The organism is Desulfoluna sp. CYM3A (assembly GCF_056829965.1).
In genome coordinates, this window is record NZ_CP186556.1 from 2,124,641 (window position 1) to 2,148,687 (window position 24,047).

Genomic DNA, 24,047 nt, shown 5'->3' on the forward strand with positions numbered 1-24,047 from the left:
GGTGGGCCCGTCAGGGCAGGTAGAGCAGCTCCCGGTTCAGGTCGTAGGTCCATTCCGCCCCGGCGTTTTTCCAACCGTTTACTGTGCGTTTGCCATAGTCTTCATGGCCCGTCTCTTTGAGGGTGTCCCCTTCAAATCCATCCACAATGTTGTAGACCTGGGTATACCCCTCTTTGGCCAGGATATTGACGGCCATGGCGCTGCGCCCGCCGGACCGGCAAAGAACAAGGAGTCGTGTTTCCGGGGGATAGACTTTTTTGACCTGCTCAACGAAATCGGGGTTGGCGGACATGGTGATACGCTCGCGAATGGGTTCCATGAGCATCACGGGAATGTTGCGGGCCATGGGGGGATGGCCGACGAGCATGTACTCTTCCTGGGTACGGACATCAAGGATTGTTGTGGCTTCGGGGTGTTTCTGCCACTCGGCCCAAGCGTCTGCGGCTGTGATGTAAAGGCCCAGGCTCGTCTGTTTCATCAGGGGAACCGAAGGCGGCTCGGCAAAAGCCCCTCCGGCTGGGATCACCGTCAAAAGAACGAAGGTGATGACATACATGAGTCGTTGGCGCATGGGAACTCCTGTTGCTGTAATCAAGCGAGGTACAGGGCCCTTGGCCCCGTGCCATTTTATTCCATGGGTTGTTTCTCTTTTAAAACGACTCATTGTGGGGGATCGCTGCGTTGGTGTCAAGACGATATTTCCGACCATTTTGCTATGGAATGTTGCTGCGTACACAGCACAACTCCGCTGGTTCGTCTCTGCTATTTGTCAGCGTACGACGCCGCCAGCTCCTCCATCCACTTACGAGACATTTCTTTTTCAAATCCGGGCCACACGTTTTCACGGACGTAGTCCGCCATGGCGCGGAGCTCATGCCTTGAAAATTCATTGACCGTGATGCCGGCCTCCGTCATTTTTTTTCGGTAGGAGACCTCCTCCTGCTCGGCAATCTCAAAGCTCTTGAGGCTTTCGGCTGCAAAGGCTTCGGCCACCACCTTTCTGTCTGCCTGGCTGAAGGAACGGAAGATCTTGGTGCTCATGATGTACTGGGAGTTCACAACGTTCGAGTTCAGCTGGTAATAGGTGGTGATGGCATCACGGAATCCCGTGTAGGTGAGGCGGGGAGGGCCGCCGACCCATCCATCCACCACGCCGGCCTTAAGGGCTGCAAGGACATCCGTGTAGGGCAGGGCAGTGGTTCGAAACCCCAGGGCCTCCATGCCTGTTTTGACCGTGGCAGAGTCGGAGATACTGACAACAACCCCCTTGTCTGTGTCCTGGCACGGGTCCTGCCTCCGGTTGTTCCTGCCCCCATGAACCCTTCAATGTAATAGCCGAAGAGGGTGACGTTTTTTTTGTCGAGGAGTTTCCCGACCTGGGTGGGGATAAAGGCGTCCGGGGCAAAGACGTTTTTGAGGTCCCCGTAGCCCCGCGCGATATAGGGCAGGTCTCCGGTCCCCAGCCTGGGATCGTCCTGGGCGGGAATCCAGATATGTGCAGCGTCGATGGAGCCGTTTTGGACGCCTTTGAACACCTGCCCCGGGTCACCCAGCTGGCTGTCCGGAAAGACGGTAATGTTCACCCTGCCTTCGGTGCCTTTTTCTACAGCCTCTTCAATACGCAGGGCAGCCGCATGGGCCGGATGGTCTTCAGGGTACTGGGTGGCCATGCGAAGGGTCACGGGTTTGGTGTCCTCGGGTGTGTCGGAACTCTCTTTGCCGCATCCCGCAGCAAGTCCCAGGGCCAGGAGGACCGCTGCCGCCGTGGTGAAAAATCTGTTCATGGAAAGGTGCTCCTTTGCGGGGGTTCATCCATAAAACAAACGGGTTTACCGCCATGGCCAAGCAGGGGCTCATGGGGTCGACAGAGGGGACGATCGCTTGATAACCGGGCTGTTCCGGATCGGATGGCGGCGCGTTTCGGATGTGATGGATCCGGAGAGAAGAAAGCTTATTTTATCCGGTTTGCGGTGGCAAAATCAACACCGTACCGAAGGAGGTCATGCCGGGGGATGGCTCGCGGTGTGTCTGCGCAGGCTGGGCGTGCAGGCTCGGGCAATGAGCGTAGCCCCCACTGTAAAGCGAGGGGGCTTTCAATATGCTGAAAAGGCCATCAGGCCTTAATCAAGCTACTGCACGGTTACGTTGACAGCAGCGGGACCTTTCTGGCCCTGCTCGATGTCGAAAGTAACACGGTCGCCTTCATTGAGAGTTCTGAAGCCGCTGGAGTTGATTCCAGAGTGATGTACGAATACATCGGGGCCGTTTTCCTGCTCAATAAAACCAAAACCTTTAGATTCGTTAAACCATTTTACGATTCCATTAGCCATCGTGACGTTTCCTTACTTGGTATGTGTTAATTTTTGTTCGATACTTCAGGGTCTGCCACTTCTTGAAATGGATCTTACCTTAAGATAACGAAACACTAAAGCCTCCGGTGAGGCACTGGAAACGTATAGTCTATGAAAACGTTCGATTGGTCAAGACTTTTTTTAGTTTTTTTAAACAATTGGCATTCTCAGGGGACAAATGGGTTGAAAATAAAAGGCCGTGAGCCCCGGGCCGAAACGGCGGAATTGCTTGATTCTGTAAGTGTTTTTCGCGGGAGGGCCGTATCGGTTGCCGCGGTGTTTCAACCCTGTTGATTTCTGGGGGCCTGTGCCCTGCTGGAAACCGGCTGCCCGTGGGGGCCTCAGGCTTTTAAGCGCTTTTGGCCCTTTGCAGGAACTTCTTGAATTGTCGTAAACGGCGGTGATAATCTGCCTGTGTTCGCTTTGCAATAACATCATTAACGCAACAATAACGCACGAACAGGAGGATGACGTGAAAACCAACGTATCAGTATTTCTGTGTGCCTTTGCCCTTGGGGCTCTTATGGTTTGTTCAGCGCCCCTTTATGTTATGGCCGATGACGGGAAAAACGCAGCCGTTTCCGAGATGGAGTCCGGGTTTGAGCTGGGCAGCGGAAAGGTCATCACGGCGGAGGTCGTGGGAATCGACTACGCTGATCGTGTGCTCATGCTTTCCGGACCGGATGGCGACGTGGTGCACTATGAGGTGAGTGAGGACGCACGGAATTTCGATCAGATAGATATCGGCGACCGTGTCCGGGTGGAATATTACGGATCGGTGGCCCTGTACCTGGGGGACCACGGGATGAAACCCGCCACCCGCAGTGGGAGCGTTACCGGCAGGGCGGCCAAAGGGGAAAAGCCTGCAGGGATCCTGGTGGAGACCGTGGATGTCTCTGCCGAGATCGTGGCCATCGACAGGGAAAACCGAAGCGTGACCCTGAAGTTGCCGGACGGCAATGTCATAACCACCCGGGTCGATACCTCGGTGGAAACCTTTGATACCCTAAAGGTGGGCCTCTCCATCCACGCGCGATATACCGAGGCCATTGCTGTGTCCGTGGAAAAATCCTGACGTGGCACGGCCTTTTTGGCATGGTGATGTTACCGATTCGACACATATTGGTGTCCTTTGACCCCATCCTTTGATTCGCCCATGTATTCAGACTGTTGTCAGGAAGCCCCGGCTGGGGTGTGGCGGAATAACCCCAGCCATTGCGATGAACGTATGTCTCGCAGGGAAATAGCGTTTAGAATAAAAGCGTCCGTTAATTCAGATGGTTAATAAATTACCCCGATGGTTGGCATAACTCCTGAAATGTCGAGTAGTTGTTGGTATTCAATTTCCATAACGAAAGATAAGGGGTACTTATGATCATCGATTTTACGAAGGATGAGTATAAAGCGAAACTGGTATCAGCTGATGAGGCCGTCAAGGTCGTAAACAGCGGAGACTGGGTAGAGTATGCCTTCGGGGTGAACGCTCCCAACGAACTGGACGCCGCCCTTGCCAGGCGAAAAGATGAGCTGGCAGGGGTCAACATTCGATGCGACATCGGTGCCATGCCCCACCATACGAACGATGCCGACCCCACGGGTGACCATTTTTACTGGAACAGCTGGCATTGCGGTGGCCTGGACCGTAAGTACTACAAAAAAGGCCTGCTCTCCTACGTGCCCATGAAGTTCCATGAAAAGCCCTTTATGGTACGCAACAACTGCACCAGCGCCAAGGTCTGCATGTTTACGGCCAGCCCCATGGACCGGCACGGGTACTTCAGCTTTGGTTCCGGTGCCCCCGCCACCATGGCTGCCATCGAGATGGCGGACTACGTCCTCGTGGAGGTCAACGAAAATTGCCCCAGGGTCCTTGGCGGCAACCAGGAGTGTGTTCACCTTTCCCAGGTGACCCATGTGGTGGAGAGCTCAAACCCTGCCCTTCCGACCCTGCCCGCAGCCAACCCGTCTCCGGAGGAGCAGAAGATCGCCTCCTACATCATCGAAAAGCTCTACGACGGCTGCTGCCTCCAGCTTGGCATCGGGGGCATCCCCAACGCCGTGGGGGCCATGGTGGCCAAATCCGACCTCAAGGACCTGGGCGTGCACACCGAAATGTACGTGGACGCATACCTGGAGATGACCAAAGCCGGGAAGATCACCGGTCGGTATAAAAACATCGACACGTACAAGCAGGTCTTCTCATTTGCCATGGGAACCCAGGATCTCTACGATTTCATCGACGATAACCCCGGGGTCATATCCTACTCCGTGGATTACACCAACAGCCCGGTAGTGGTGGCCAAAATCGACGACTTTGTCTCCATCAACGCCTGCATTGAAGTGGATGTCTTCGGCCAGGTCTGCTCCGAGAGCGTCGGCACGAAACACATCAGCGGCACCGGCGGCCAGCTCGACTTTGTGGAAGGGGCCTACAAATCCAAAAACGGCCAGAGCTTCATCTGCATGACCTCCACCTTCAACACCCCTAACGGTCCGGTGTCCCGCATTAAGCCCACCCTGACCCCCGGGGCCATTGTCACCTCCCCGCGCACCGCCACCCATATGGTCGTAACAGAGTACGGCATTGCCCAGATGAAAGGCAAAAGCACCTGGGAACGTGCCGAAGCCCTTATCTCCATCGCACACCCCGACTTCCGCGAGGCGTTGATCAAAGATGCCGAAGCCATGGGAATCTGGAGATCCTCCAATAAAAAAGGATCCACCAAAGTCGCCTGATAAATGCGGCGACTAATTCAATGATGTAAGGTCTTGCTTCGGAACAGGTTGAACGAGGCGGGTTCGGGCGGAAGGGATGGGTTCATCTCTTCCGCCTTTTTTGATCAGGAGGCGATGGGATACTGACCCAGCTCAACGGCAGATTCCAGCATGGCGATGACGTTTTCAGGGGGCACGTCGGACTGCATGTTATGGACGGAGCCCAGGATGTAGCCGCCGCCGGGAGCCAGGTCGCCGATGCGTTTAGCCACTTCGTTGCGGACGTCCTGTACGCTGCCGTTGGGGAGGACGTCAAAGGTGTCGATACCGCCCCAGAAGGAGAGTTGCTTGCCGGTGCCCAAGGTTGTCCGTCTCCATGCCCGTGGCAGAAACCTGGATAGGGTTGAGGATGTCTACCCCCACCTCAATGAGGTCGTCCAGAAGGGTGGCGACCGCCCCGCAGCTGTGGAAGTAGAGCTTGGCCTTGGTCATCCCCTTGATGTAGCCAAAGAGTTCGGCCTGGTAGGGCTTGATGAACTCACGGTACATGGGCAGGGACATGAAGGGGGCGTTTTGCATGGCCAGGTCGTCGGCGCATTGAAACACGTCGATAAACTCACCGGCCTCTTCAAGGAAAAGGCGGGCGTTTTCCTTTCTCACATCACAGACCTTGCGCATCAGGGCGTGGGCAAAATCCTTGCGGCTCATCATGTCCATGAAAAATTCGGGCATGCCCCGCAGGTACCAGCTCTGGTCAAAACCTTGCCATGCAGCCCACCACCGCATATTCCCCTTCGTCGTGGAGCTTTTTGGCCTCTTCCCGGACCCCACTGAAATCAAAATCTTTGGTGGTGTCGGGCCAGGGGTAGGCTTCCAGGGCATCCAGGGTGGGGTTGTTCAGGTTGTATTCGTAGATGGTGGCGTACTCACCGTCGACTTTTCGCTTTACGCCCCACTGATCCGTAAAGATCTCACATCCGTCTTCAGCGAACTCCCTGGGTTTGGTGCTGCCCAGCACCGCGATGTTGCGGGGCCGTACCTGACGGAAATCCGCACCGAATTTTTGCAGGAAATACTCATCGACGTAGGCGGTCTGCCACACCTTGGACATGACCTGGGTGGGGATCTCTTCTTTTCCGAGCTTTTTTTTAAACGCCTCATATCCGCTGAGCATCAAGGTGGTGTTGCGGCCCCCCAGGTCAATGGGGACCCGGTCCGGCTCTTCGTGGTTCAGGGCGGTGAGTGCACGTTCTTTATGGTTCATGTCCAGCTCCTTTGTCCCATTAAGTGGGATCGTATGCGTGTAGGGTCTGGCGCTAACGAGGGTGGGCACATGCCCCGTATTGTGTCAATGTAATATGGGAAGAGTTCTCAGCTCATCGCCACATCGTGAAAAAAGTGAGGCGTGCGGGTTAACAATGCAAAGATGGGCACGCTCCGCTTTGCCCATCCTACGTGTGACGCATGGCGACCGGAGCCGTTCTCCCAAGTCCTGTAGGATGGGCAAAGGCATAGCCGTATTCGTTGGGGTAGAGACGGCCTTGGCGCCGTGCCCATCGCGTATGGCGAGGGTTTCCTTCATGGGGTAGGGGCGTGCGGGTTAACGAGGCAAAGATGGGCACGCTCCGCTTTGCCCATCCTACGTGTGACGCATGGCGACCGGAGCCGTTTTCCCGAGTCCTGTAGGGTGGGCAAAGGCATAGCCGTATTCGTTGGGGTGGAGACGGCTTTGGCGCCGTGCCCATCGCGTATGGCGAGGGTTTCCTTCATGGGGTTGGGGGGTGTGCGGGTTAACGATGCAAAGATGGGCACGCTCCGCTTTGCCCATCCTACGTGTGACGCATGGCGACCGGAGCCGTTATCCCGAGTCCTGTAGGATGGGCAAAGGCATAGCCGTATTCGTTGGGGTGGAGACGGCTTTGGCGCCTGGCCCATCGCGTGTGATGAAGGCTTTGATAGTGGGATGTCGTGTGTGGGGATGAAACACGTGATGGCTTTGGGATGCCTCCCATCCTGGCGCCCGTCGACGTGGGAGCGTACGGTGCGGGCTGGTGGGAAGGAGTCGGGATGTTCCGGCCTTGGCGTTGGTGCGGAAGGGCCCTTGGGCCCGACCCCGGCGGCGCTGATGGAGGGACAGCACCGCCGGAAGGCCTGGGAGAGGGACGCAAGGGTGAAAGGTGCCGGCCGAAAACAATCCCTATTTGTCTCTGTAGATCTCCTCGAATTCGTACCAGAGTGTGTCTCGGAATTCGGGGGCAGAGATGTCGATGAGGGCTTTGGCCCTCTGTTCCAGGGTTTTCCCTGTCAGGTGGGCGAGGCCGTGCTCGGTGACGATGTAGTCCACATCGTTCCTGGGCGTGGTGACGGCCTGGCCCGGAGCCAGGGTGCTGACGATTCGTGACATGGTGCCTTTTTTTGCCGTGGCAGGCATGGCGATGATGCTTCGGCCGTTTTTTGAGCGCTTGGCACCGCGGACAAAGTCCACCTGGCCGCCCGGCCCGGAAAACTGCCGGGCCCCCATGCTGTCCGCCGCCACCTGACCGAGAAGGTCCACGGCGATGGCGGAGTTGATGGAGACCATGTTGTCGTTCTGGGAAACGATAAAAGGGTCGTTGACGTAATCCACCGGGTGCATCTCCACCATGGAGTTGTGGTCCAGCCACTGGTAGAAGGACTGGCTGCCCATGGCAAAGGTGATGATGATTTTTCCCGGATGGAGCTGCTTGCGGCGGCAGGTGACGACCCCTTTTTCCACCAGGTTCATGACCCCGTCGGAGATCATCTCCGAGTGGACGCTTAAGTCTTTCTTTTCGTCCAGGAAGGTGAGGACCGCATCGGGAATGGCGCCGATGCCCAGCTGCAGGCAGTCGCCGTCTTCAATGAGGCTGGCCACATGGGAGCCGATGGCTTTTTCCACCTCACCGATGCGGGGCAGGGGAAGCTCAATCATCTGGCGATCGCTTTTTACGAAAAAGTCGATGTCCGAGGCGTGGACGTACGCGTTGCCCCCGATGGTGGGCATGTGGGGAGAGACCTCCTCGCGATGACGATTTTCGCGGACTTGGCCGCCTCCAGGGTGTAGTCCACGGAGATGCCCAGGCTCATGTTCCCCATCTTGTCCGGCTCCGAGACCGTGATCAGGGCCACGTCCACGGGCAGGTGCCCGTTTCGAAACAACAGGGGGATTTCGCTGAAGTAGCAGGCCGTGAAGTCGGCCCGGCCTTCGGCAATGGCCTTGCGGGACCCGCCCCCTGCGAAAATGGAGTTGTGCCTGAAGTTCTTCTCGTATTCCGGCAGGCAGTACGCGCTCTTGCCCATGGAGACCATGTGGACGATCTCCACGTCTTCAAGCTCATCGGCCCGGTCCACCAGGGCGTCCAGGATGGGCTCTGGGGAGCCGCAGGCGTGGCCTGCCACCACCCGGTTGCCCGATTCGATTTTCTGTGCGGCCTCCTCCAGTGTGATCTGTCGGTTTTCGTAATGTGCGTTCCAGTTCATGTGCTCTCCTCATCCAACCACTTCAGAGTGTGCTCCCGGCCAGGTCACGGCTCGGTTCGGATCGTATGTCGTCGATAAATCGGCGGGCGTCGGCCTCGCACCGGATCCTGAGAACAGGCAGGGGCCGGAAGTCCGAGGCGTCCACACAGCATGTGGGGCAACCCGCTACAATGAGTATGGCTTCCAGCCCTTCCGCGTCCGGGGAGAGCAGGGTGACCAGTCCGCGGAGCTCTCGCTCCATGGCCTTGACCTGCTCGACCCGGTCGTAGCGGGGGGCACACCCCCCGCAGTACTTCAGGCCGATACGCCTCGGGCCGTGGTCTTCTGTCAGGGCCCCCGTATCCGACTTACTCATCGTCCTTTGTGATGCCGCACAGGCGCTTGGCAACTTTTTGCTTCTGCTTGAGATTCACCTGGCGGGAGATCATGATGCGCTGGGCCTGGGGAGAGCCGGCGCCGTGCATGGACTCGGTGAGGTAGCCCACGGCTGCGGTGCCCAGGGTGAGGTTTTCGATGAGGCGCAGCATGCGCATGCGGTCTTCGGTATCCACTTCGTCGTTGCCCTTGAAGTACTTTTTCACCCATTTGCCTACTTCCGGAGAGCGGTAATCGTCTTCAGAGGGCAGGGTCACCATGAGACCCCCAGCGATGTCCTGGGCGAGCCGGGAGATCTCGTAGGGGAAGCGGGTGACGTTCTGCTTGCAGACGTTGGCAAGGAGGGTGTTGACCAGGTAGGTGCCGGATTTTTCTTTGTGGCCTTCGGCCGCACAGGCAACAGAGCCGCAGAAGAGGGTTTCGTTGAGATGGTTCATCTCGATGATCTTGTCCTTGACGTGGGAGGCCTTCTGGGCGCCGTTGAACTCGGCGATGGTCTGGGTGGCCCCGATGAGAACGTCGCCCACGCCCGCCTTGCAGGCATAGCTCTGGCGGTGGTAGGAGGCGAACTGCTCCACGAGCTGACCGGCAAAATCCCACTCTTTGTACATGAAGATACGATCCCAGGGCACAAAGACGTCGTCAAAGACCACCAGGGCTTCATGGCCGCCGAACAGGACGTTGCCGCGGTCGATGTTGCCCTCTTCGAGCTTGCGGGTGTCGCAGGACTGACGGCCCATGATGTAGGTGATCCCTTCGGCGTCGCTGGGCAGGGCAAAGCTGATGGCGTAGTCCTTGTCCTCTTCGCGCATGGAGATGGTGGGCATGATGATGATCTCATGGGAGTTCACCGCACCGGTCTGGTGAGCCTTGGCGCCCCGGACCACGATGCCGTCTTCCCGCTCTTCCACCACGTGGAGGAACATGTCGGGGTCTGCCTGCTTGTGGGGGGGCAGGCCGCGGTCACCCTTGGGATCGGTCATGGCGCCGTCGCAGACCAGGTCGTTTTCCTGGACAAATTCCAGGTAAGCAAGAAAGCGCTTGTTGTATTCGGTGCCGTACTTGGCGTCGATATCAAAGGTGGTCATGGACAGGGCGTTCATGGCGTCCATGCCCACGCAGCGCTGGAAGCAGCATCCGGTCAGGGAGCCCAAAGACGGCACATCTTTGTTTTTTTAAACAGGCTCCTGGTGCTCTGGTGGATATGGGTGAAACGGTTGATTTTTTTGCCGGTGATGTGGCTGGTGGCCGTCATCAGGTCTTCGTACTCGGGTTTGTGGGCACAGTCATAAGTGGCGGCCACGGCGTTCATGGAGGGGCGAATGATGGGATCGTCCACGACATTTTCTACTTTTTTACCGAACTGGTAGACGTTCAGATTGAGTTCTCTCAAACTTGCTTCGTATTCCGCTGCGGTTTTCATATCGCTTACTCCTTGTTCTAACTTCATGGATGGAACGTCCCGACATCAGGGCGTTAACAAGAGATTGAATGGGGTGAAAGCCGGCCATCCAAAATGACTGGTGATAGATATTCCAAGAAGCATGCCAGGAAGTCATTTTTTAACCTGAATTTACTTGATTTGTTTTGATTGTGTATAATAACAAGTCATTACACAGGGTGCTTCGCAGGCCATGCCATGGGCGACCCTTCACAGCCCACCAGGATGAGAGATGCACAGCAGCATCGCTTTCGTGGGTTCGGGGTAAGAAATTGCATGCAAACAAGGGGTTGGACGGGAGATGCATGCAATGAACATTGTGACGCGCTGGCGCATCAAGGGTTATGGCTTTAACTATGAGTGACTGGAAATATCTGTATTGCCCTGAATTTATGTAAAAATCGATAATTGGTGGCATTTAACATGGTGCATAAATGCACCCTACAGGGTGTGGAGACACGGATTTATGATGAGAATTGGGGGGGCATCGGGGCCCGTAGGGTGCGGCTCCCGCACCGATTTACTTAACGCAAACCACCGGCTTTGGGTTAACCACCTGCCAATCGGCATGTCCTCATGAAATCGGCTAATTCAGAGGCATGTATCGCCTGCGGTGCGCACGGCGCACCCTACAACACCCCGTGGCACCAACAAAAAAACCACCGATCGACACCACGTAGGGTGCGTCCCACGCACCGAGACGAAAGGCGTCGGTGTCCTGGGCAGATACGCAGCATGATGACCACCGGTGCTTAGGTCTTTTATGGGGAGCTCTGGGGGGGATGGTCGTGGTGTGTTTGTGGCTCGAGGGTACGATACGTTGTTAAAAAGGTGTGTTGCAGTTCAGGGGAAGGAAACCGTCTTGACAGGTCACGAGATCTCTTTTTTTTGTCCTATCACCTATCACCTATCACCTATCACCTATCACCTATCACCTGTTTTCCCTGCTTTATCGCCGCCACCCCCATGGCAAGGGTGGTGATGAGGAAAAGGGCCAGGGACACCAGGGTGATCATGAGGTGGGAGGAGGGCGGTTGCTGGCTTAAGGTGGCGGCGGTGCCCGCAGAAAAGAGGACCATCAAAAAGGAGACCACGGCGCACCCGATGGCGCCGCTTTTTTTGTCGGACAGGGCCAGGGTGAAGGAGAGGAGCAGCAGGGTGACTTTGATGAGGGAAAGGCCCTTGAGCACGAAGATGCCGTAGCCCAGGTCCAGGGCCCATGCCGCCGTAAGGGTGGCAAGGGCGATTTTTCGGGTGGGGGAAAGCGTCAGGTGGTGCAGGCTGTTCATGGCAAAATTCCCTTTTGTATGTGATTAACCTGGATATTTCACGAGTCGAGTGCACCCATATTCAAGGCATCAGAGCTGCAGATGTAGTGTTTTACCTCAAAGCTCTGATAACGCAGAAGATGGTGCATTCGGCTCGCCCGAAGGGTGAGGAAATCAAACAGCAAACGCTGATTTACATTTTCAAAATAGCAGACATTTTTATTGAACCCATTTGAAATCATATTATTTTTCTTTTGAATGGTTGTTTTCTCATGAAAGATCCGGGTTAAGCGGTGTAGCGCTTCAGGAGATAGGCGGTAATGGAGTCCACCATCTCCTTGGAGATGGTCTCTTTACGGCCCGACTCAATGAAAGGGGGCAGACGGTTTGCCTCCACCATCATGATGCCGTCCACGGCCTTGGTCCGGCTGGGGTGAGCTTCATGGGGAACAATGACGGGCATGGGCATGATCTCCTGGCTCCAGCCTTTGCGGATGACGATGTTCAGGAGGTGGCAGATACGCCATGTGCTTGTGCAGAGGCTGTCCAGGGAGGTCTGGCCCGCGTGGAGGATTTTTTCCTTTACGTGGAGCTCGCCCTCTTTGCGGACGCGGCCCAGGACAAAGATGCCCCAGGGGGAGATGACAAGGTGGTCGATGCGGAAGAGCTCCAGGGTGAGGTTGTTGAAGACGTAACAGCGGTCGGAAAGGGCCTCCAGGTGGGTGATGACCTTTTCTTCCCGGGCCACGGCTTCCCCGAACCGGTCCTTTTTGAAGAGCATGGTCAGGGCAAGGGGGTTGGAGCGAAAGGAGACAAAGCCGATGATGGCGGCGCAAACCACCGTGATGGCGGCAATGGGGCCCGCCTCGGCCACGGGGTCCTCGGAGAAGGCGAGCATCATCCCTGCCAGCACCACGGTGACGGTGCCCATGAGAAAAAGGTGGCGTGTGACGGTCTGCTTGAGCCCTTCAACGGGGTTGCCTTGAATGTATGCCATGGCGTGAACTCCTTCTGGGGTGTGATGCCGCCCCGCCGCAAAGGGGCGGGGCGGCGTCGTGTCGGTTTACATCGCGTTAGGCGACGTTGCCCACGTGTTCTTCGATCTCTTTGTTGATTTTTTCAGGGGAATCTCCGGGGAAGACAGGCTCTTCCTGGATGTAGGCCTTGCGCTTGTCTCCGCCCAAGTAGATGAGGGCGCACATGACGATGGCAGCCCCCAGGCCCCAGGCAGCCCCGCGGGTGGCCACGATGGCGCCGGTGACACCTGCAATGCCCAGGTCGTTGTAAGACCGGGATTTCAGGACCCCGATGCGGACACTTACATAACCCTGGATCAGCATGGTGGAGGCCAGGCCGATGCCCAGGATGGGCTTCACAGCCGAGACAATGGGGGCCAGGAAGTAGCCGGTCCAGGTGCCGAAACGGAAGGAGGCTGCGCCGCCGCTGATGGAGTCCATGGCTTCCGGCCCGTGCTTGTATCGTTCGCACAGGACCACCTGCATGGCCGCCCACAGGGGCCCGCACATGGAGATGTCCGGGCCGATGACGCTCATGATGGTGTTACGTACGCCGAAGATGATGTGGGATCGGTTGGGGTTGTAGTCGATGTCCTCATCGGGGCGGTACTTCTGGGCGTCGTCGAGAAGGGCCTGGCTCTGAATCACGTCACCGAAGATAACGAGGTAGGCGCTGACCACCATGGGAATACTGGAGATAAACATGTGGCCCGAGGGCATGGGGATGTTGCCGAGGATGGTGAAATCCCTGAAAAGGGTCGCAAAATCAGGGGAGGTGATAATCTCTCCGGTGAAGGTGGGCCAGGAGAGCTCACCGGTGAGGGGCCCCACAAACACGGCCAGGGCCAGGGTGGGCATCATGCCGAGGTTGGCAAGATAGAAGAAGAACTTGTTTTTGGTTCGAAGGCTCTTGAAGTGTTCTGAAAACAGGAGGTAGAAGGCAAGGCCCACGCAGATAACCACGGTCCAGGGGAAGTTGTCAAAGCTTTTCAGGCCGTTGCCGGGCTTAAAGACGATCATGACGGCTGCAAAGCCCGCCCCCAGCACGATGCCGGACTGCATGGCGTTGGGGATGATGGATACAAACTTCTTTGCCAGCCCCGAGACCCCCAGGATTACACAGAAAATCCCGAACATCATCTCAAAGGCGATGAGGCACTGCATGCGCTCAACCCCGGGGGCGTAAGTCTCCACATAGGCGATGAGAAGGGGGATGGCCGGGGTGACCCAGCCAGGCACCACCGGGTCGCCGAAGGTGACGTGGGCAAGGTAAAGGGTGCCGTTCATGATAACGATGGCCAGGGCCACCTCAAAGGACATGCCCAGTTTGCCGGTGAGGACGGGGATAATGGCCAGACAGACGGTGCACATCAACAGGCCCTGGAGGTAATCCGGCCATTCGAAACGGTAGTGAATAAAGGGCAGCCTGAGCGTTAGGGGTCCCATGGGGATCCCGGACTGCTTGCCACCGTGCTCGCGGTATTTACTCATGCTTCATTCTCCTTCCAACATCTGACGTTCAGTGCTCCGGGCAACGGCAAGCAATGTGTTCCCTGCAATCCGCCCGGCCTGACTGTGTATGTGATTCACACAGACTGTGACCCGACGAGGAATCCTCCTGCCGAAGACCGATCATGACCGGCTTTCGAAGGTGGTATTCCGCAAGGAGCATGCCAAGCCGCAGGAATGACTTACTCCGGTGGTAAAAAGGGCCGGTCTCTGCCCGGAGGACCCTCAGGGTGTCCAATGTTTACGGGGCTTACGGCCATCACGTCACAGGAGAGATGTTTGACGGGCAACAGGTGCGGACGAAGGGAAGACGCAGTACACCGGCGATGCACGGTGGCATCTCCGGTGGCGAGAATTTGGTGGGTAGAATCAGGTAACATGCTACAATACTTCTTTAAACAGTCTGTGGTGATCGGGTGATGCTGTGGGGCATCGCAAAAATGCAGCCATGCATCAGTTCGAGTCAGGGGCGCAAGCCGTACCGGGACGCCTTGCGCACCACGGTGGACTGATTGATGCCCAGGGCTTCGGCAGCCTTTCGTGTGGTGCCGTGGGTTTTGAGGGCCTCCTGAATGGCCCGGGCCTCCACCTCTTCAAGGAGCTCCTTCAAGGGTTTCCCCGTCAACGAGGGGAGCCCTCCGTTTCCATCCGGGTTTCGGATGGAGTCCGGGATGTCCGCGGCAACTCCGGCCCCCCGGGGTGATCACCACCAGGCGCTCGATGACGTTCTCAAGCTCACGCACGTTGCCGGGCCACGGGTGGGCCGTGAGGATGTCCACGGCTTCCCGGTCGATCTGCTTGGCAAACTCGAAGCGCTTGTTGTACTTGGCCAGGAAATGCCGGATCAGGGGCACAATGGCCTCAGAGCGTTCCCGCAACGGGGGGATGTGGATGGGGACCACATTAAGCCGGAAGAAGAGGTCCTTGCGGAAGGTCTTTTCCTGGACCATCTTTTCCAGGTCCCGGTTGGTGGCGGCGATAATGCGCACGTTGACGGTGATGGGGCGGGTGTCCCCGATGCGGGTGATCTCCTTTTCCTGGATGACCCGAAGGAGCTTGCTCTGAAGCGGAAGGGACATCTCTCCCACCTCGTCCATGAAGATGGAGCCGTTGTCCGCGGCTTCGAAAAGGCCTGCCTTGCCCTTTTTGGAGGCCCCGGTAAAGGAGCCGGGGGTGTAGCCGAAGAGCTCGGCTTCCAAAAGGGCTTCGGGGATGGAGGCGCAGTTGATCTTGATAAAGGGCTTTCCCTTGCGCTTGCCGTTTTCGTGGACCATCTCGGCCACCATCTCTTTGCCCACCCCGGATTCTCCCTGGATAAGCACCGTGGAGTCCACCTGGGCGATGCGCATGGCAAGGGCCTTGATCTCCAGCAGCCTTTTGGAGCGGATCACGTACTGGCCGTCCCCCTTCTCCTGGCGCAGGCTGTTGATCTCCACCTCGTAATGGGAACGCAGGGTCTGCATGGAGCAGAGTTCATGCTGGAGGCGGTTGAGCTGGGTGACGTCCCGCACGTTGGTCACCACCCGCGCGATCTGACCCTCTTTGTCCAGCACCGGGGTGCCGGTAACCATGATGGTCTTGCCGTTTTTGACCTCCTGGAACACCGACTCGGGCTGCCTGCTCTTCAGGACCTTTAAGGTGACAGACTCGCTGTAGTACCCTTTGTTGACGAGTTCTGTCATGGATTTGCCCATGATCTCGGAACGCTTGATACCGGTGAGGCGCTCGTAAGCGCGGTTGAGCCGGGTCACCGTGCCGGTGCCGTCGGTGACGAAGATCCCGTCGAAGGAGGACTCGATGATGGCCTGGAGCTCTTCGTTGGTGTCGCTGGAGTGCCTGAGTTCATTGCCCAGGGCTTCGATACCCGTGATATCCTGAAGAAGGGCCATGGCCCCCACCACGTTGCCGTCGTTGACGATGGGGGTGCGGTTGGCAAGGTAGGTCTTTCCGGCGATGCGGATTTTTTTGGCGGCTTCGGTCTTGCCGGTGGCCACGATGTGGGTCAGCCGGGTTTCCGGGATGATGGAGGCAATGGGGGTGCCGATGACCTCGTTCCGGGACAGTCCCACCACCTTGGTGAACGTCTGGTTGCACAGCACCACGCGGCTGCGGCTGTCCACTCCCACCACGGGGTTGTGGATGGAGTCCATGAGCACGATGATCTGTGCCGAGATATTCTGCATGAGGTTCTGAAAAAATGATGCGCCAGCATCGCCTCGGGCCACGGGGTTGGTCTGCTTGGTCATACAACCTCTCTCCACCTGCAACAAACCGGGATCTCATTCGAAACGGGGTGCCCGGGGCCGCATCATCCTTGATGGACTGACCGTCATCGCACCAGACTCGAACCAGCTCGGGGCTTGATTCACCTGGATCATCTGTTCACGCGGCAGGACATCGTCGTCCTGTCGGCAAAATTGGAAATCCATGGGATGCCATGGGTGTGCCTGGAAAACAGTATGTGTTGTAACAGGCAAAAGATGACGGGATCAATCCTTTTCTGACAGCGGGAAAACAAGGAATGAGTTGCCTTGTTTCGGGTTCCATTTTCGGTTGCTTTCAGCTATCACTGAAATCCGGCCGATGGTCGGGCTGAGGATTACGGTCTCTTCCGGCCTCCGGGGCCATGGACCCAAGATACTTTGCACAGGAAATAATCATGCCTCGAATTAAGCTTGCGCTGAAAGAAGAGTACCCGTTTACCTGCGATATCCAGGTGCGGGTGGGAGACCTGAACTACGGCGGTCATGTGGGAAATTCAGAAATGGTGGGGATCCTCCACGACGCCCGCGTGGCCTTGTTTCGGTCCATGGGGGTCCACGAAGGGGACCTGGGGGACGGCAAGACCGGCATCGTCATGGATGATTTGGTGGTGAACTTCAGGGCCGAGGCCTTTCTGGGGGACAACCTCACCGTGGGGTGCGCCTTTGGTGAGGTGGGAGAGGCAGGGTTTCGGATCCACTATCATGTGACATGCAGCGGCAAAACCGTTGCTGTTGCGGAGACAGGGCTCGTTGCCTTCAACTACGCAGCGCGTCGCATTGCGTTTCTGCCCGCGGCGTTCAAGGCGAAGGCCCTTGATTTTGGGTGCGGCAACTAACCCTGTCTCTGCGAGGTTATTGGTCTGCGTGGGCACCCTGGCCCGACAGATCGCTCTGCACGGTTTTGTTCCAGGGGGTGACCACAAAGAGGCGCCGATCCCCGGAGAACTCTTTTCGGCAGTGCCCCCGAAGCACGCCGATTCCCTTTTCAAAGGCTTTGAAATCCAGATGAGAGACGGCTTTCAACGCACCGAGGCCGTCGGGGACCATGAGGGGCTCTGAGGTACTCTGAAGGGAGCGGGCGAGCATGGCCGTCACCTCCAGGGAACCCTTTTCGGACCGGGTCTCAAGAAACCGGTTCCAGACCGGCAGGCCGCTTGTGACAAGTCCGTTGACGAGCCGGGAAAAGTCCGCCTCAGACAGGGAGCCTGTGTGGCGTGCGTAGCTTGCGTTGAGGGCAATGCCCACGGACAGGGCGTGCCCGTGGGGGAGTTTGTACCCGGAGCGGGTCTCCAGCCAGTGGGCGACACGGCACCCCAGGCTCGACCCTTCGTCCAGGGTGGGTTCGCTGGATGCACGGGCCCGGTCCAGGTGGAGGGTGGCGGTTTTGTGGACCACTTTTTCCACGGTCTCCAGATCGTTCTGTCGCAGCTTTCGCGCCTTCTTCACCAGAAATAAGAAAAATTCGGTGTCGGCGGACAGGGCCATCTTGAACGCTTCGGCCATGCCGCTGATGTGGTGCTCGAAGGGGAGCGTCCTGAGCAGGGAAAAATCGATGAACACGGCGTAGGGAGGGGCGGTGATGCCGGAAAAATTCTTGATCCCGCGGGTGTTCATATAACGCATGGTTCCGATGCCGGCCGCGCACTGGGAGAGGGTGGAGGTGGGGACATTGATGGTTTTGATGCCGCCCCGGCATTGGGCCAGGGCCGTACCGGCCGCGTCCAGAAACGCTCCGCCCCCCACCACGAACACCAGGCTCTCCTGGGTCAGGCCGTGGGCATGGGCGATGGTGGCGGTCTCCTCCACCATTCGCTGGCTGTTTTTGACGGACTCCCCGCCGCACATGATAAAGGGCGCGTGGCAGAGTTCAAAGAAGGGATGCTCTTTTTGAAAGTGGCGGATGATCTGCTTAACCAGATTCCGGTTGCGGGCCACCACACCCGAGTCCACGAGAATGGCGCATCGAAGGGGGGCATCGTGCCCCATCTTGGTCAGGGTCCGGCGAATGGTCTGGTTGGTGCCGGTAAACAGGTTGTTCGTAAAGCAGACGGGGTAGCTGTGGTGGGTGTGGAATTCCTGGGTATAGGTGGGAAAGACCTGAAAGCGAGTGCGATTCATCAAAACCTCCCCTGAAAGGGTTGTCGTGACTGAGTGTTGGGATCCAAAAACCATGGTTGGAAATGACGATGAGAATCAGGAATAACAGTGCTGTTCAAGGTTTATCAACGGCGTGGGTAACCGGTATGACAGCAAAAAATTAACAAAACCATAGCATATTCATTTTATGATGACAATTTGAGAATGTCGCCCTTTCAAGGGGCATTGGCAGCATGGAATCGCGGCGGTTCGTCTCCGACGATATCGCGCCTTCTGGATTCGCAACTACCTGTTGTGACAGGGCAATATTCGGAATACCCATTGACACCCCACATCGGTTTTTCCATAATATAAAGAAAAAGCCGGGGCTGTTTCGTCGGATGCCCTCCGTCCCCTTCGTTTTTCCCTTCCTCCTTCCCAATGTTTTTTCAGCCTTTTTCCTAAACGCTTCGGTGGTTTGATCAACCCTCTGCCAACCCATCAGCGAGGACCCGCCATGCTGACCAAAGAGTATAAAGCCTTTTTACGCGCCATGAAGCAGGTGATCCCGCCGGAGCGAATTACCACGGATCCCCTTTACCCTGGCCTACGGCACGGACGCCAGTTTTTATCGCATGGTGCCGAAGATCGTGATCACCGTGGAAGAGGAGCGGGAGGTAGTGTGGCTCCTCCGGGAAGCCGGGGCGCGAAACCTGCCGGTGACCTTCCGTGCCGCCGGAACAAGCCTTTCGGGCCAGGCCGTCACCGACTCCATCCTCGTCAGGCTCGGGCACACCTGGCAGGGGTGCGCGATTTTTAACAACGCCGAAAAAATAAGGCTCCAACCCGGGGTCATCGGAAGCTGGGCCAACAGCAGGCTGGGGCAGTTCGGCCGGAAGATCGGCCCGGACCCCGCCTCCATCGACACCGCCCAGATCGGGGGGATCGTCGCCAACAACGCCAGCGGCATGTGCTGCGGGGTCTCGGAAAACAGCTACAAAACCATCGCGGATATCCGGGCGGTGTTTTACGACGGCACGGTCCTCGATACCGAAGACGATGTCAGCCGAAGCCGCTTTGCAGACGAGCACCCCAAAATGCTCAAAGGGATCTGCGACCTGCGCGATGCCGTCAAAGCCAACCCCGAGCTTGCCGACAGGATCCGTCGGAAGTTCAAGATCAAGAACACCACAGGCTACAGCCTCAACGCCCTGGTGGACTTTGATGATCCTTTTGACATCATCAAGCACCTGCTGGTGGGGTCGGAAGGGACACTGGGGTTTTCTGAGCTGGTGACCTATCACACCGTGGTGGAGCATCCCCACAAAGCCTCGGCCCTTCTGTTGTTTCCCGACATCGAAACCGCCTGCAACGCCACCATGATTTTGAAAAAACAGCCCGTGGCCGCCGTGGAGCTCATGGACCGGGCCGCTTTAAAGTCGGTGGAGGACAAAGAGGGCATGCCCGAAGCCATCAAAGGGCTGGCCGACGGCGTCACCGCCCTGCTGGTGGAGACCCGGGCCGAAACCCGGGAGGCCCTTGCCGCCCAGGTGGAAACCGTCACGGCTTCCCTGGCCGGTCTTACCCAGGTGGTTCCCACGGTGTTTACCCCGGATCCGGAGGAGTTTACGCGCCTCTGGGCCATTCGGAAAGGGCTGTTCCCGGCTGTGGGGGCGGTGAGGGAAACCGGCACCACGGTGATCATCGAAGACGTGGCCTTTCCCATGGACTCCCTGGCCTCGGCCACCCTGGAACTTCAGGCCCTCTTTAAAAAATACCGCTACGACGAAGCCATCATCTTCGGCCACGCCCTGGAAGGGAACCTTCACTTCGTGTTTACCCAGGCCTTTGAAGAACAGGAGGAAATCCATCGCTATCGGGATTTTATGGACGAGGTGGCCGGCATGGTGGTGACCACCTATGATGGTTCCCTCAAGGCCGAGCACGGCACCGGCCGCAACATGGCGCCGTATGTGGAGATGGAGTGGGGCAGGGAAGCATACGCCCTCATGAAGGAGATCAAGGCCCTGTTCGATCCCGAGGGGATCCTCAACCCCGGGGTGATCCTGAACGACGATCCCCAGGCCCATATCACCCACCTCAAACCCATGCCCGCTGCCGATGAGATCGTGGACAAGTGCATCGAGTGCGGGTTCTGCGAGCCTGTCTGCCCCTCCAGAAACCTGACCTTTACCCCCAGGCATCGCATCACCGCCTGGAGGGAGGCAAAGCGCCTTGAAAACGGTTCCGGTGCCCGGAAGTGGAAGAGGGGATATCAGTACCCTGGCCTTGAGACCTGTGCGGCAGACGGCCTGTGCGCCCAGCGGTGCCCCGTGGGGATCAACACCGGGACCTTCACCAAGAAACAGCGGGCCGAGGCCACCGGGAAAATGGGCAACCGCACCGCCTCTTTTCTGGCCGACCACTACAACGGGACCACCCGCACGGTGCGGGCAGGGCTCAAAGGGGCGCACATGGTGCATAAGCTTGCCGGGGACGGCATCATGGAAGCCGTGGCCATGCATGCCCGCCGCCTCTCCCTCAAGACACTTCCCATGTGGAACCGTGCCCTCCCCGACGCTGCAAGGAAAATGAGAAAGCTCAAAGGAAAATCATCGAATCCCCTGAAGGTTGTCTACTTTCCTTCATGCATCAGTCGAAGCTTTGGCGCCTCGCTTGAGATGGAAGATAAGCGTCCCCTGGGAGACGTGACCCTCTCCGTCCTTGAAAAGGCGGGCTACGACGTGATCATCCCCGAGGGACTCAACACACTCTGCTGCGGCCTTCCCTTTGCCAGCAAGGGGTATACCCGCCAGGCCGATAAAAAGGCCGCTGAGCTTGAAAAGGCCCTGATGGCGGCGAGCCGGGACGGTGAATACCCCATCCTTGCAGACACCAGCCCCTGCCTTTACCACATGAAAGAGACCCTTTCCGAATCCCTTTCCCTGTATGAGCCCGTGGGGTTCATCCTGGAGTTCCTGAAAAAGCGCCTTATCTTCAACCAGAGCGACGACAAGATTGCCGTCCACGCCACCTGCACCACCCTTAAGCTGGGCCTGGAGGGAAAGCTCAAAGAGCTGGCCGAACTCTGTGCCGCACGGGTGGTGGTGCCGGAAGACATCAACTGCTGCGGTTTTGCCGGAGACCGGGGATTCAACGTCCCCGAGCTGAACGAAGCGGCCCTGGACGGCCTGAAGGATAAGGTGGCAGGCTGCCGGGAAGGATTTTCCACCAGCCGTACCTGCGAGATCGGCCTCTCCCTCCACGGCGGCATCACCTATTCATCCATTCTCTACCTGGTGGATCGGTGCACGGAGCGTATCGTGAGGACGGGGGAGATGTAGGGAAAGAGGATAGAGGGAAATAAGGCCATAGAGTATGGGTCATAGGGTATGGGGGCAGGGCCGCCGGAGGCAAAAATCTAAATGCGTTAACCCTGGGGTGTAGGGGCGGCGGGGGTGCATGTTTGGGCAGCCCGTGATATGGGTCTCCTGTGTTGCGGGCTGTTTTGCGTCTGAGGATTTCATGGAAAGGTCTGAACAAGTGAAAGTGTGACGAACGTACGGGAAGGCGCCCTTTTGGGGTGGCTGTTGTGCACGGCGGGCCGGGCGGGGCAGGGGAGATGGCACCGGTGGCCCGGGAGCTCTCACACGAATGGGGGGTGCTGGAGCCCCTTCAGACGGCCTTGAGCCTTGAAGGCCAGGTGGCAGAACTTCGCTCGGCGATTCTGGAACATGCCACGTGCCCTGTGGCCCTCATCGGGTTCTCCTGGGGTGCCTGGCTGAGTGTGATCCTGGCCGCTCGCTTCCCGGAGCTTGTGAACCAACTGATCCTGGTGGGTAGCGGCCCTTTCCTCGAAGCCGATGCCGCAGGCATTGATGCCGAGCGCATGGGGCGCCTGACGCCTGAAGAGCGGGCCGAGGTCAAGGGGTTGCTGCCGAACCTGAAGCATCCGTCTGCGCGTGTCCGCAACGAGGTGTTTCTCCGGTTCGGCAGGATCTTTTCAAAGGCCGATGCCTTTGACCCCATGGACGCTGATAAGGCGGACATCTTCTGCTCCGCCGACATCTTCAACGCGGTGTGGCCCGAGGCTGCTCAGTGCCGCCGAAACGGCTCCCTGCTGACCGCGGCATCTTCCCTGACCTGCCCGGTGACCGCCATCCACGGCGACTACGACCCCCACCCGGCCGACGGGGTGCGGGTCCCCCTTGAAAAGGCCCTTGATGAGTTTCTTTTTCTCTTGCCGCAGTGCGGCCATGTCCCCTGGAAGGAGACACAGGCCAGGGCTCCCTTCTATGACCTCCTGAAAAAAAGCCTCCGGCGGCCGTGCCGGAAGTAACGCTTCTAAAGCGTTTCACATACAGACCTTAATAAACAGGTTCCGCCTGGGCATGCGTCTCGGAGGCTCTGCCTCCATGTGAGATACCTCCAGGTTCTGTGACGTGTGCTATCCACGGCTTGATTTTGCATATGGGCGAGTCCTGCGGAGCGGACGGCGCAGGGGGATGAGGTCGGTTGCCCTTTGCGCACCTCCGAAGAATTGTGAAGGTCATGAAAACCCATGCAGCAACAAATGCCATTGCGCGTTGCCCTGAGGAACGAAGGGCAAAGCGCAATGGCAACCTGCTTTCGAGGTGGCTCACCTCGCCGCCGGAGGCACGCTTTTGTCTGCTTTTTATCTGGCGTCAGTTCAGCTTGAACTTCTTCATCAGGATGGCATCGCGTCGCTGCGTGGGGACCCATTTCTTGAGGAAGGGCATGAGGGTGCTGTGGGTGCCCAGGCGGATGACGGGGGGGATGGGCTCCCGAAGGAGGATGGCTGTGAGCTTTTCGGCGAACCGGTCCAGGGGCATGGCGCTCTCCTGGGAGATGCGGGTGCGCCGGACAATGGCGTCCATGGAGGCGGCGTAGTGGTTGAGGTTTTTCGTGGTCTCTTTGAGCTGGGCCTCGGCGTTGGCGGAGAAACGGGAGGCGATGCCCCCGGGCTGCACAATCACCACCTTGATCCCAAAGGGGGCGAGCTCCAGGCGCAGGGCGTCACTCGCGGCGTGGAACGCCGCCTTGCTGGCGGCATAGGCACCGGAGAACGGAGTGGGCAGGATCCCTGAGACGCTTCCGATGTTGATGATGTGTCCTGCGCCGCGCTGGATCATGGCGGGGACAACCGCCTGGATGAGGGCTATCTGGCCGAAGAGATTGGCTTCGAACTGCCGCCTGACCTCGTCCACGGGCATCTCGGCCAGCGGACCCATGGCCCCGTACCCGGCGTTGTTGATGAGCATGTCCATGTGGCCTTCCCGGCCCAGGACATGTTCCACGGCTTGGCTGACGGATGACTGGGCTGTGAGGTCCATGGCCACGGGTTGTGCCCCGAGGGAGACAAGGGGCGTCAGGGCGTCGCGCTTGCGGGCAGTGGCGTAAACGGTCCATCCGGCCTTGAGAAAATTCTGGGCCAGGGCCTCTCCGATGCCGGATGAGCATCCGGTGATGAGTACAATCCGTTTCATGTCAGTGGGCCTCCCGGAAGGGAAAAA

Annotated in this window: 22 protein-coding genes and 2 pseudogenes; 5 read left to right on the forward strand and 19 right to left on the reverse strand. The window is 58.0% G+C overall.

Going from position 1 to position 24,047, the window contains the following annotated elements; translation table 11 throughout:
- Positions 1 to 10: 10 nt before the first annotated feature.
- The 4 genes and pseudogenes from ACOYW1_RS10970 to ACOYW1_RS10985 form a co-directional block, all read right to left on the reverse strand.
- Entirely contained in the window at positions 11 to 571 is a 561-nt protein-coding gene (locus ACOYW1_RS10970; RefSeq protein ID WP_482422822.1) for a rhodanese-like domain-containing protein, read from the reverse strand.
- A 191-nt stretch (positions 572 to 762) separates the two neighbouring features.
- The gene (gene dctP, locus ACOYW1_RS10975; protein WP_482422823.1) at positions 763 to 1,221 is read right to left on the reverse strand and encodes a TRAP transporter substrate-binding protein DctP; all 459 of its coding nucleotides are present in this window, start codon (positions 1,219 to 1,221) and stop codon (positions 763 to 765) included.
- Between the two features lie 95 nt (positions 1,222 to 1,316).
- Positions 1,317 to 1,784 (reverse strand): annotated as a pseudogene (locus tag ACOYW1_RS10980) (type 2 periplasmic-binding domain-containing protein); the annotation flags it as partial.
- Positions 1,785 to 2,129: 345 nt separating this feature from the next.
- Complete coding sequence (locus tag ACOYW1_RS10985) at positions 2,130 to 2,330, reverse strand: cold-shock protein (protein ID WP_180145060.1); 201 nt, start codon at positions 2,328 to 2,330, stop codon at positions 2,130 to 2,132.
- Between the two features lie 493 nt (positions 2,331 to 2,823).
- On the opposite strand from ACOYW1_RS10985, the gene ACOYW1_RS10990 reads away from it, so the two are divergent.
- Both ACOYW1_RS10990 and ACOYW1_RS10995 read left to right on the forward strand, forming a co-directional pair.
- Positions 2,824 to 3,426, forward strand: a complete 603-nt coding sequence (locus ACOYW1_RS10990; protein WP_482422824.1) for a hypothetical protein — start codon at positions 2,824 to 2,826, stop codon at positions 3,424 to 3,426.
- A 296-nt stretch (positions 3,427 to 3,722) separates the two neighbouring features.
- Positions 3,723 to 5,087 carry an acetyl-CoA hydrolase/transferase family protein gene (locus ACOYW1_RS10995; protein ID WP_482422825.1) on the forward strand — a complete coding sequence of 455 codons (1,365 nt, stop codon included), beginning with the start codon at positions 3,723 to 3,725 and terminating at the stop codon, positions 5,085 to 5,087.
- Positions 5,088 to 5,191: 104 nt separating this feature from the next.
- Here ACOYW1_RS10995 and ACOYW1_RS11000 read toward each other — a convergent pair whose 3' ends face one another.
- The 13 genes and pseudogenes from ACOYW1_RS11000 to ACOYW1_RS11060 all read right to left on the reverse strand — a co-directional run bounded on the left by ACOYW1_RS11000 (position 5,192) and on the right by ACOYW1_RS11060 (position 16,419).
- Positions 5,192 to 5,428, reverse strand: coding sequence for a uroporphyrinogen decarboxylase family protein (locus tag ACOYW1_RS11000; protein ID WP_482422826.1), 237 nt, complete (start codon positions 5,426 to 5,428; stop codon positions 5,192 to 5,194).
- Complete coding sequence (locus tag ACOYW1_RS11005; RefSeq protein ID WP_482422827.1) at positions 5,379 to 5,852, reverse strand: uroporphyrinogen decarboxylase family protein; 474 nt, start codon at positions 5,850 to 5,852, stop codon at positions 5,379 to 5,381. The genes ACOYW1_RS11000 and ACOYW1_RS11005 overlap by 50 nt, the downstream gene beginning before the upstream one ends.
- Positions 5,821 to 6,330, reverse strand: a complete 510-nt coding sequence (locus tag ACOYW1_RS11010; RefSeq protein ID WP_482422828.1) for a hypothetical protein — start codon at positions 6,328 to 6,330, stop codon at positions 5,821 to 5,823. Before ACOYW1_RS11010 ends, ACOYW1_RS11005 begins: the two co-directional genes overlap by 32 nt.
- Positions 6,331 to 7,263: 933 nt before the next feature.
- Entirely contained in the window at positions 7,264 to 8,088 is an 825-nt protein-coding gene (locus ACOYW1_RS11015; protein WP_482422829.1) for an acetyl-CoA hydrolase/transferase family protein, read from the reverse strand.
- Positions 8,031 to 8,564 (reverse strand): hypothetical protein, encoded by a 534-nt coding sequence (locus ACOYW1_RS11020; protein ID WP_482422830.1) that lies wholly within the window; start codon positions 8,562 to 8,564, stop codon positions 8,031 to 8,033. Before ACOYW1_RS11020 ends, ACOYW1_RS11015 begins: the two co-directional genes overlap by 58 nt.
- Positions 8,565 to 8,586: 22 nt before the next feature.
- Entirely contained in the window at positions 8,587 to 8,919 is a 333-nt protein-coding gene (locus ACOYW1_RS11025; RefSeq protein WP_482422831.1) for a hypothetical protein, read from the reverse strand.
- On the reverse strand, positions 8,912 to 9,550 hold the full coding sequence (locus tag ACOYW1_RS11030) for a 4-hydroxyphenylacetate 3-hydroxylase C-terminal domain-containing protein (RefSeq protein WP_482423703.1): 639 nt from the start codon (positions 9,548 to 9,550) through the stop codon (positions 8,912 to 8,914). The genes ACOYW1_RS11025 and ACOYW1_RS11030 overlap by 8 nt, the downstream gene beginning before the upstream one ends.
- 57 nt (positions 9,551 to 9,607) lie before the next feature.
- A pseudogene (locus ACOYW1_RS11035) lies at positions 9,608 to 10,389 on the reverse strand (4-hydroxyphenylacetate 3-hydroxylase N-terminal domain-containing protein); the annotation flags it as partial.
- Positions 10,390 to 11,297: 908 nt separating this feature from the next.
- Positions 11,298 to 11,669: a hypothetical protein gene (locus ACOYW1_RS11040; RefSeq protein WP_482422832.1), complete on the reverse strand. Its 372-nt coding sequence runs from the start codon at positions 11,667 to 11,669 to the stop codon at positions 11,298 to 11,300.
- A gap of 265 nt (positions 11,670 to 11,934) precedes the next feature.
- Positions 11,935 to 12,645: a nuclease-related domain-containing protein gene (locus ACOYW1_RS11045; protein WP_482422833.1), complete on the reverse strand. Its 711-nt coding sequence runs from the start codon at positions 12,643 to 12,645 to the stop codon at positions 11,935 to 11,937.
- Between the two features lie 76 nt (positions 12,646 to 12,721).
- Positions 12,722 to 14,155: a hypothetical protein gene (locus ACOYW1_RS11050; protein WP_180145087.1), complete on the reverse strand. Its 1,434-nt coding sequence runs from the start codon at positions 14,153 to 14,155 to the stop codon at positions 12,722 to 12,724.
- Between the two features lie 481 nt (positions 14,156 to 14,636).
- Entirely contained in the window at positions 14,637 to 14,783 is a 147-nt protein-coding gene (locus ACOYW1_RS11055; protein WP_482422834.1) for a helix-turn-helix domain-containing protein, read from the reverse strand.
- Complete coding sequence (locus tag ACOYW1_RS11060; RefSeq protein ID WP_482422835.1) at positions 14,767 to 16,419, reverse strand: sigma-54 interaction domain-containing protein; 1,653 nt, start codon at positions 16,417 to 16,419, stop codon at positions 14,767 to 14,769. Before ACOYW1_RS11060 ends, ACOYW1_RS11055 begins: the two co-directional genes overlap by 17 nt.
- A gap of 413 nt (positions 16,420 to 16,832) precedes the next feature.
- Between ACOYW1_RS11060 and ACOYW1_RS11065 the strand changes: the two genes are divergently transcribed.
- On the forward strand, positions 16,833 to 17,273 hold the full coding sequence (locus ACOYW1_RS11065) for an acyl-CoA thioesterase (protein WP_482422836.1): 441 nt from the start codon (positions 16,833 to 16,835) through the stop codon (positions 17,271 to 17,273).
- 16 nt (positions 17,274 to 17,289) lie between these two features.
- Here ACOYW1_RS11065 and ACOYW1_RS11070 read toward each other — a convergent pair whose 3' ends face one another.
- On the reverse strand, positions 17,290 to 18,555 hold the full coding sequence (locus ACOYW1_RS11070; protein WP_482416406.1) for a 3-dehydroquinate synthase family protein: 1,266 nt from the start codon (positions 18,553 to 18,555) through the stop codon (positions 17,290 to 17,292).
- Positions 18,556 to 19,148: 593 nt separating this feature from the next.
- On the opposite strand from ACOYW1_RS11070, the gene ACOYW1_RS11075 reads away from it, so the two are divergent.
- Positions 19,149 to 21,857 carry an FAD-binding and (Fe-S)-binding domain-containing protein gene (locus ACOYW1_RS11075; protein ID WP_482422837.1) on the forward strand — a complete coding sequence of 903 codons (2,709 nt, stop codon included), beginning with the start codon at positions 19,149 to 19,151 and terminating at the stop codon, positions 21,855 to 21,857.
- Positions 21,858 to 22,096: 239 nt separating this feature from the next.
- Positions 22,097 to 22,852: an alpha/beta hydrolase gene (locus ACOYW1_RS11080; RefSeq protein WP_482422838.1), complete on the forward strand. Its 756-nt coding sequence runs from the start codon at positions 22,097 to 22,099 to the stop codon at positions 22,850 to 22,852.
- Between the two features lie 346 nt (positions 22,853 to 23,198).
- Here ACOYW1_RS11080 and ACOYW1_RS11085 read toward each other — a convergent pair whose 3' ends face one another.
- Positions 23,199 to 24,020 (reverse strand): SDR family NAD(P)-dependent oxidoreductase, encoded by an 822-nt coding sequence (locus ACOYW1_RS11085; RefSeq protein WP_482422839.1) that lies wholly within the window; start codon positions 24,018 to 24,020, stop codon positions 23,199 to 23,201.
- Positions 24,021 to 24,047: the final 27 nt, after the last annotated feature.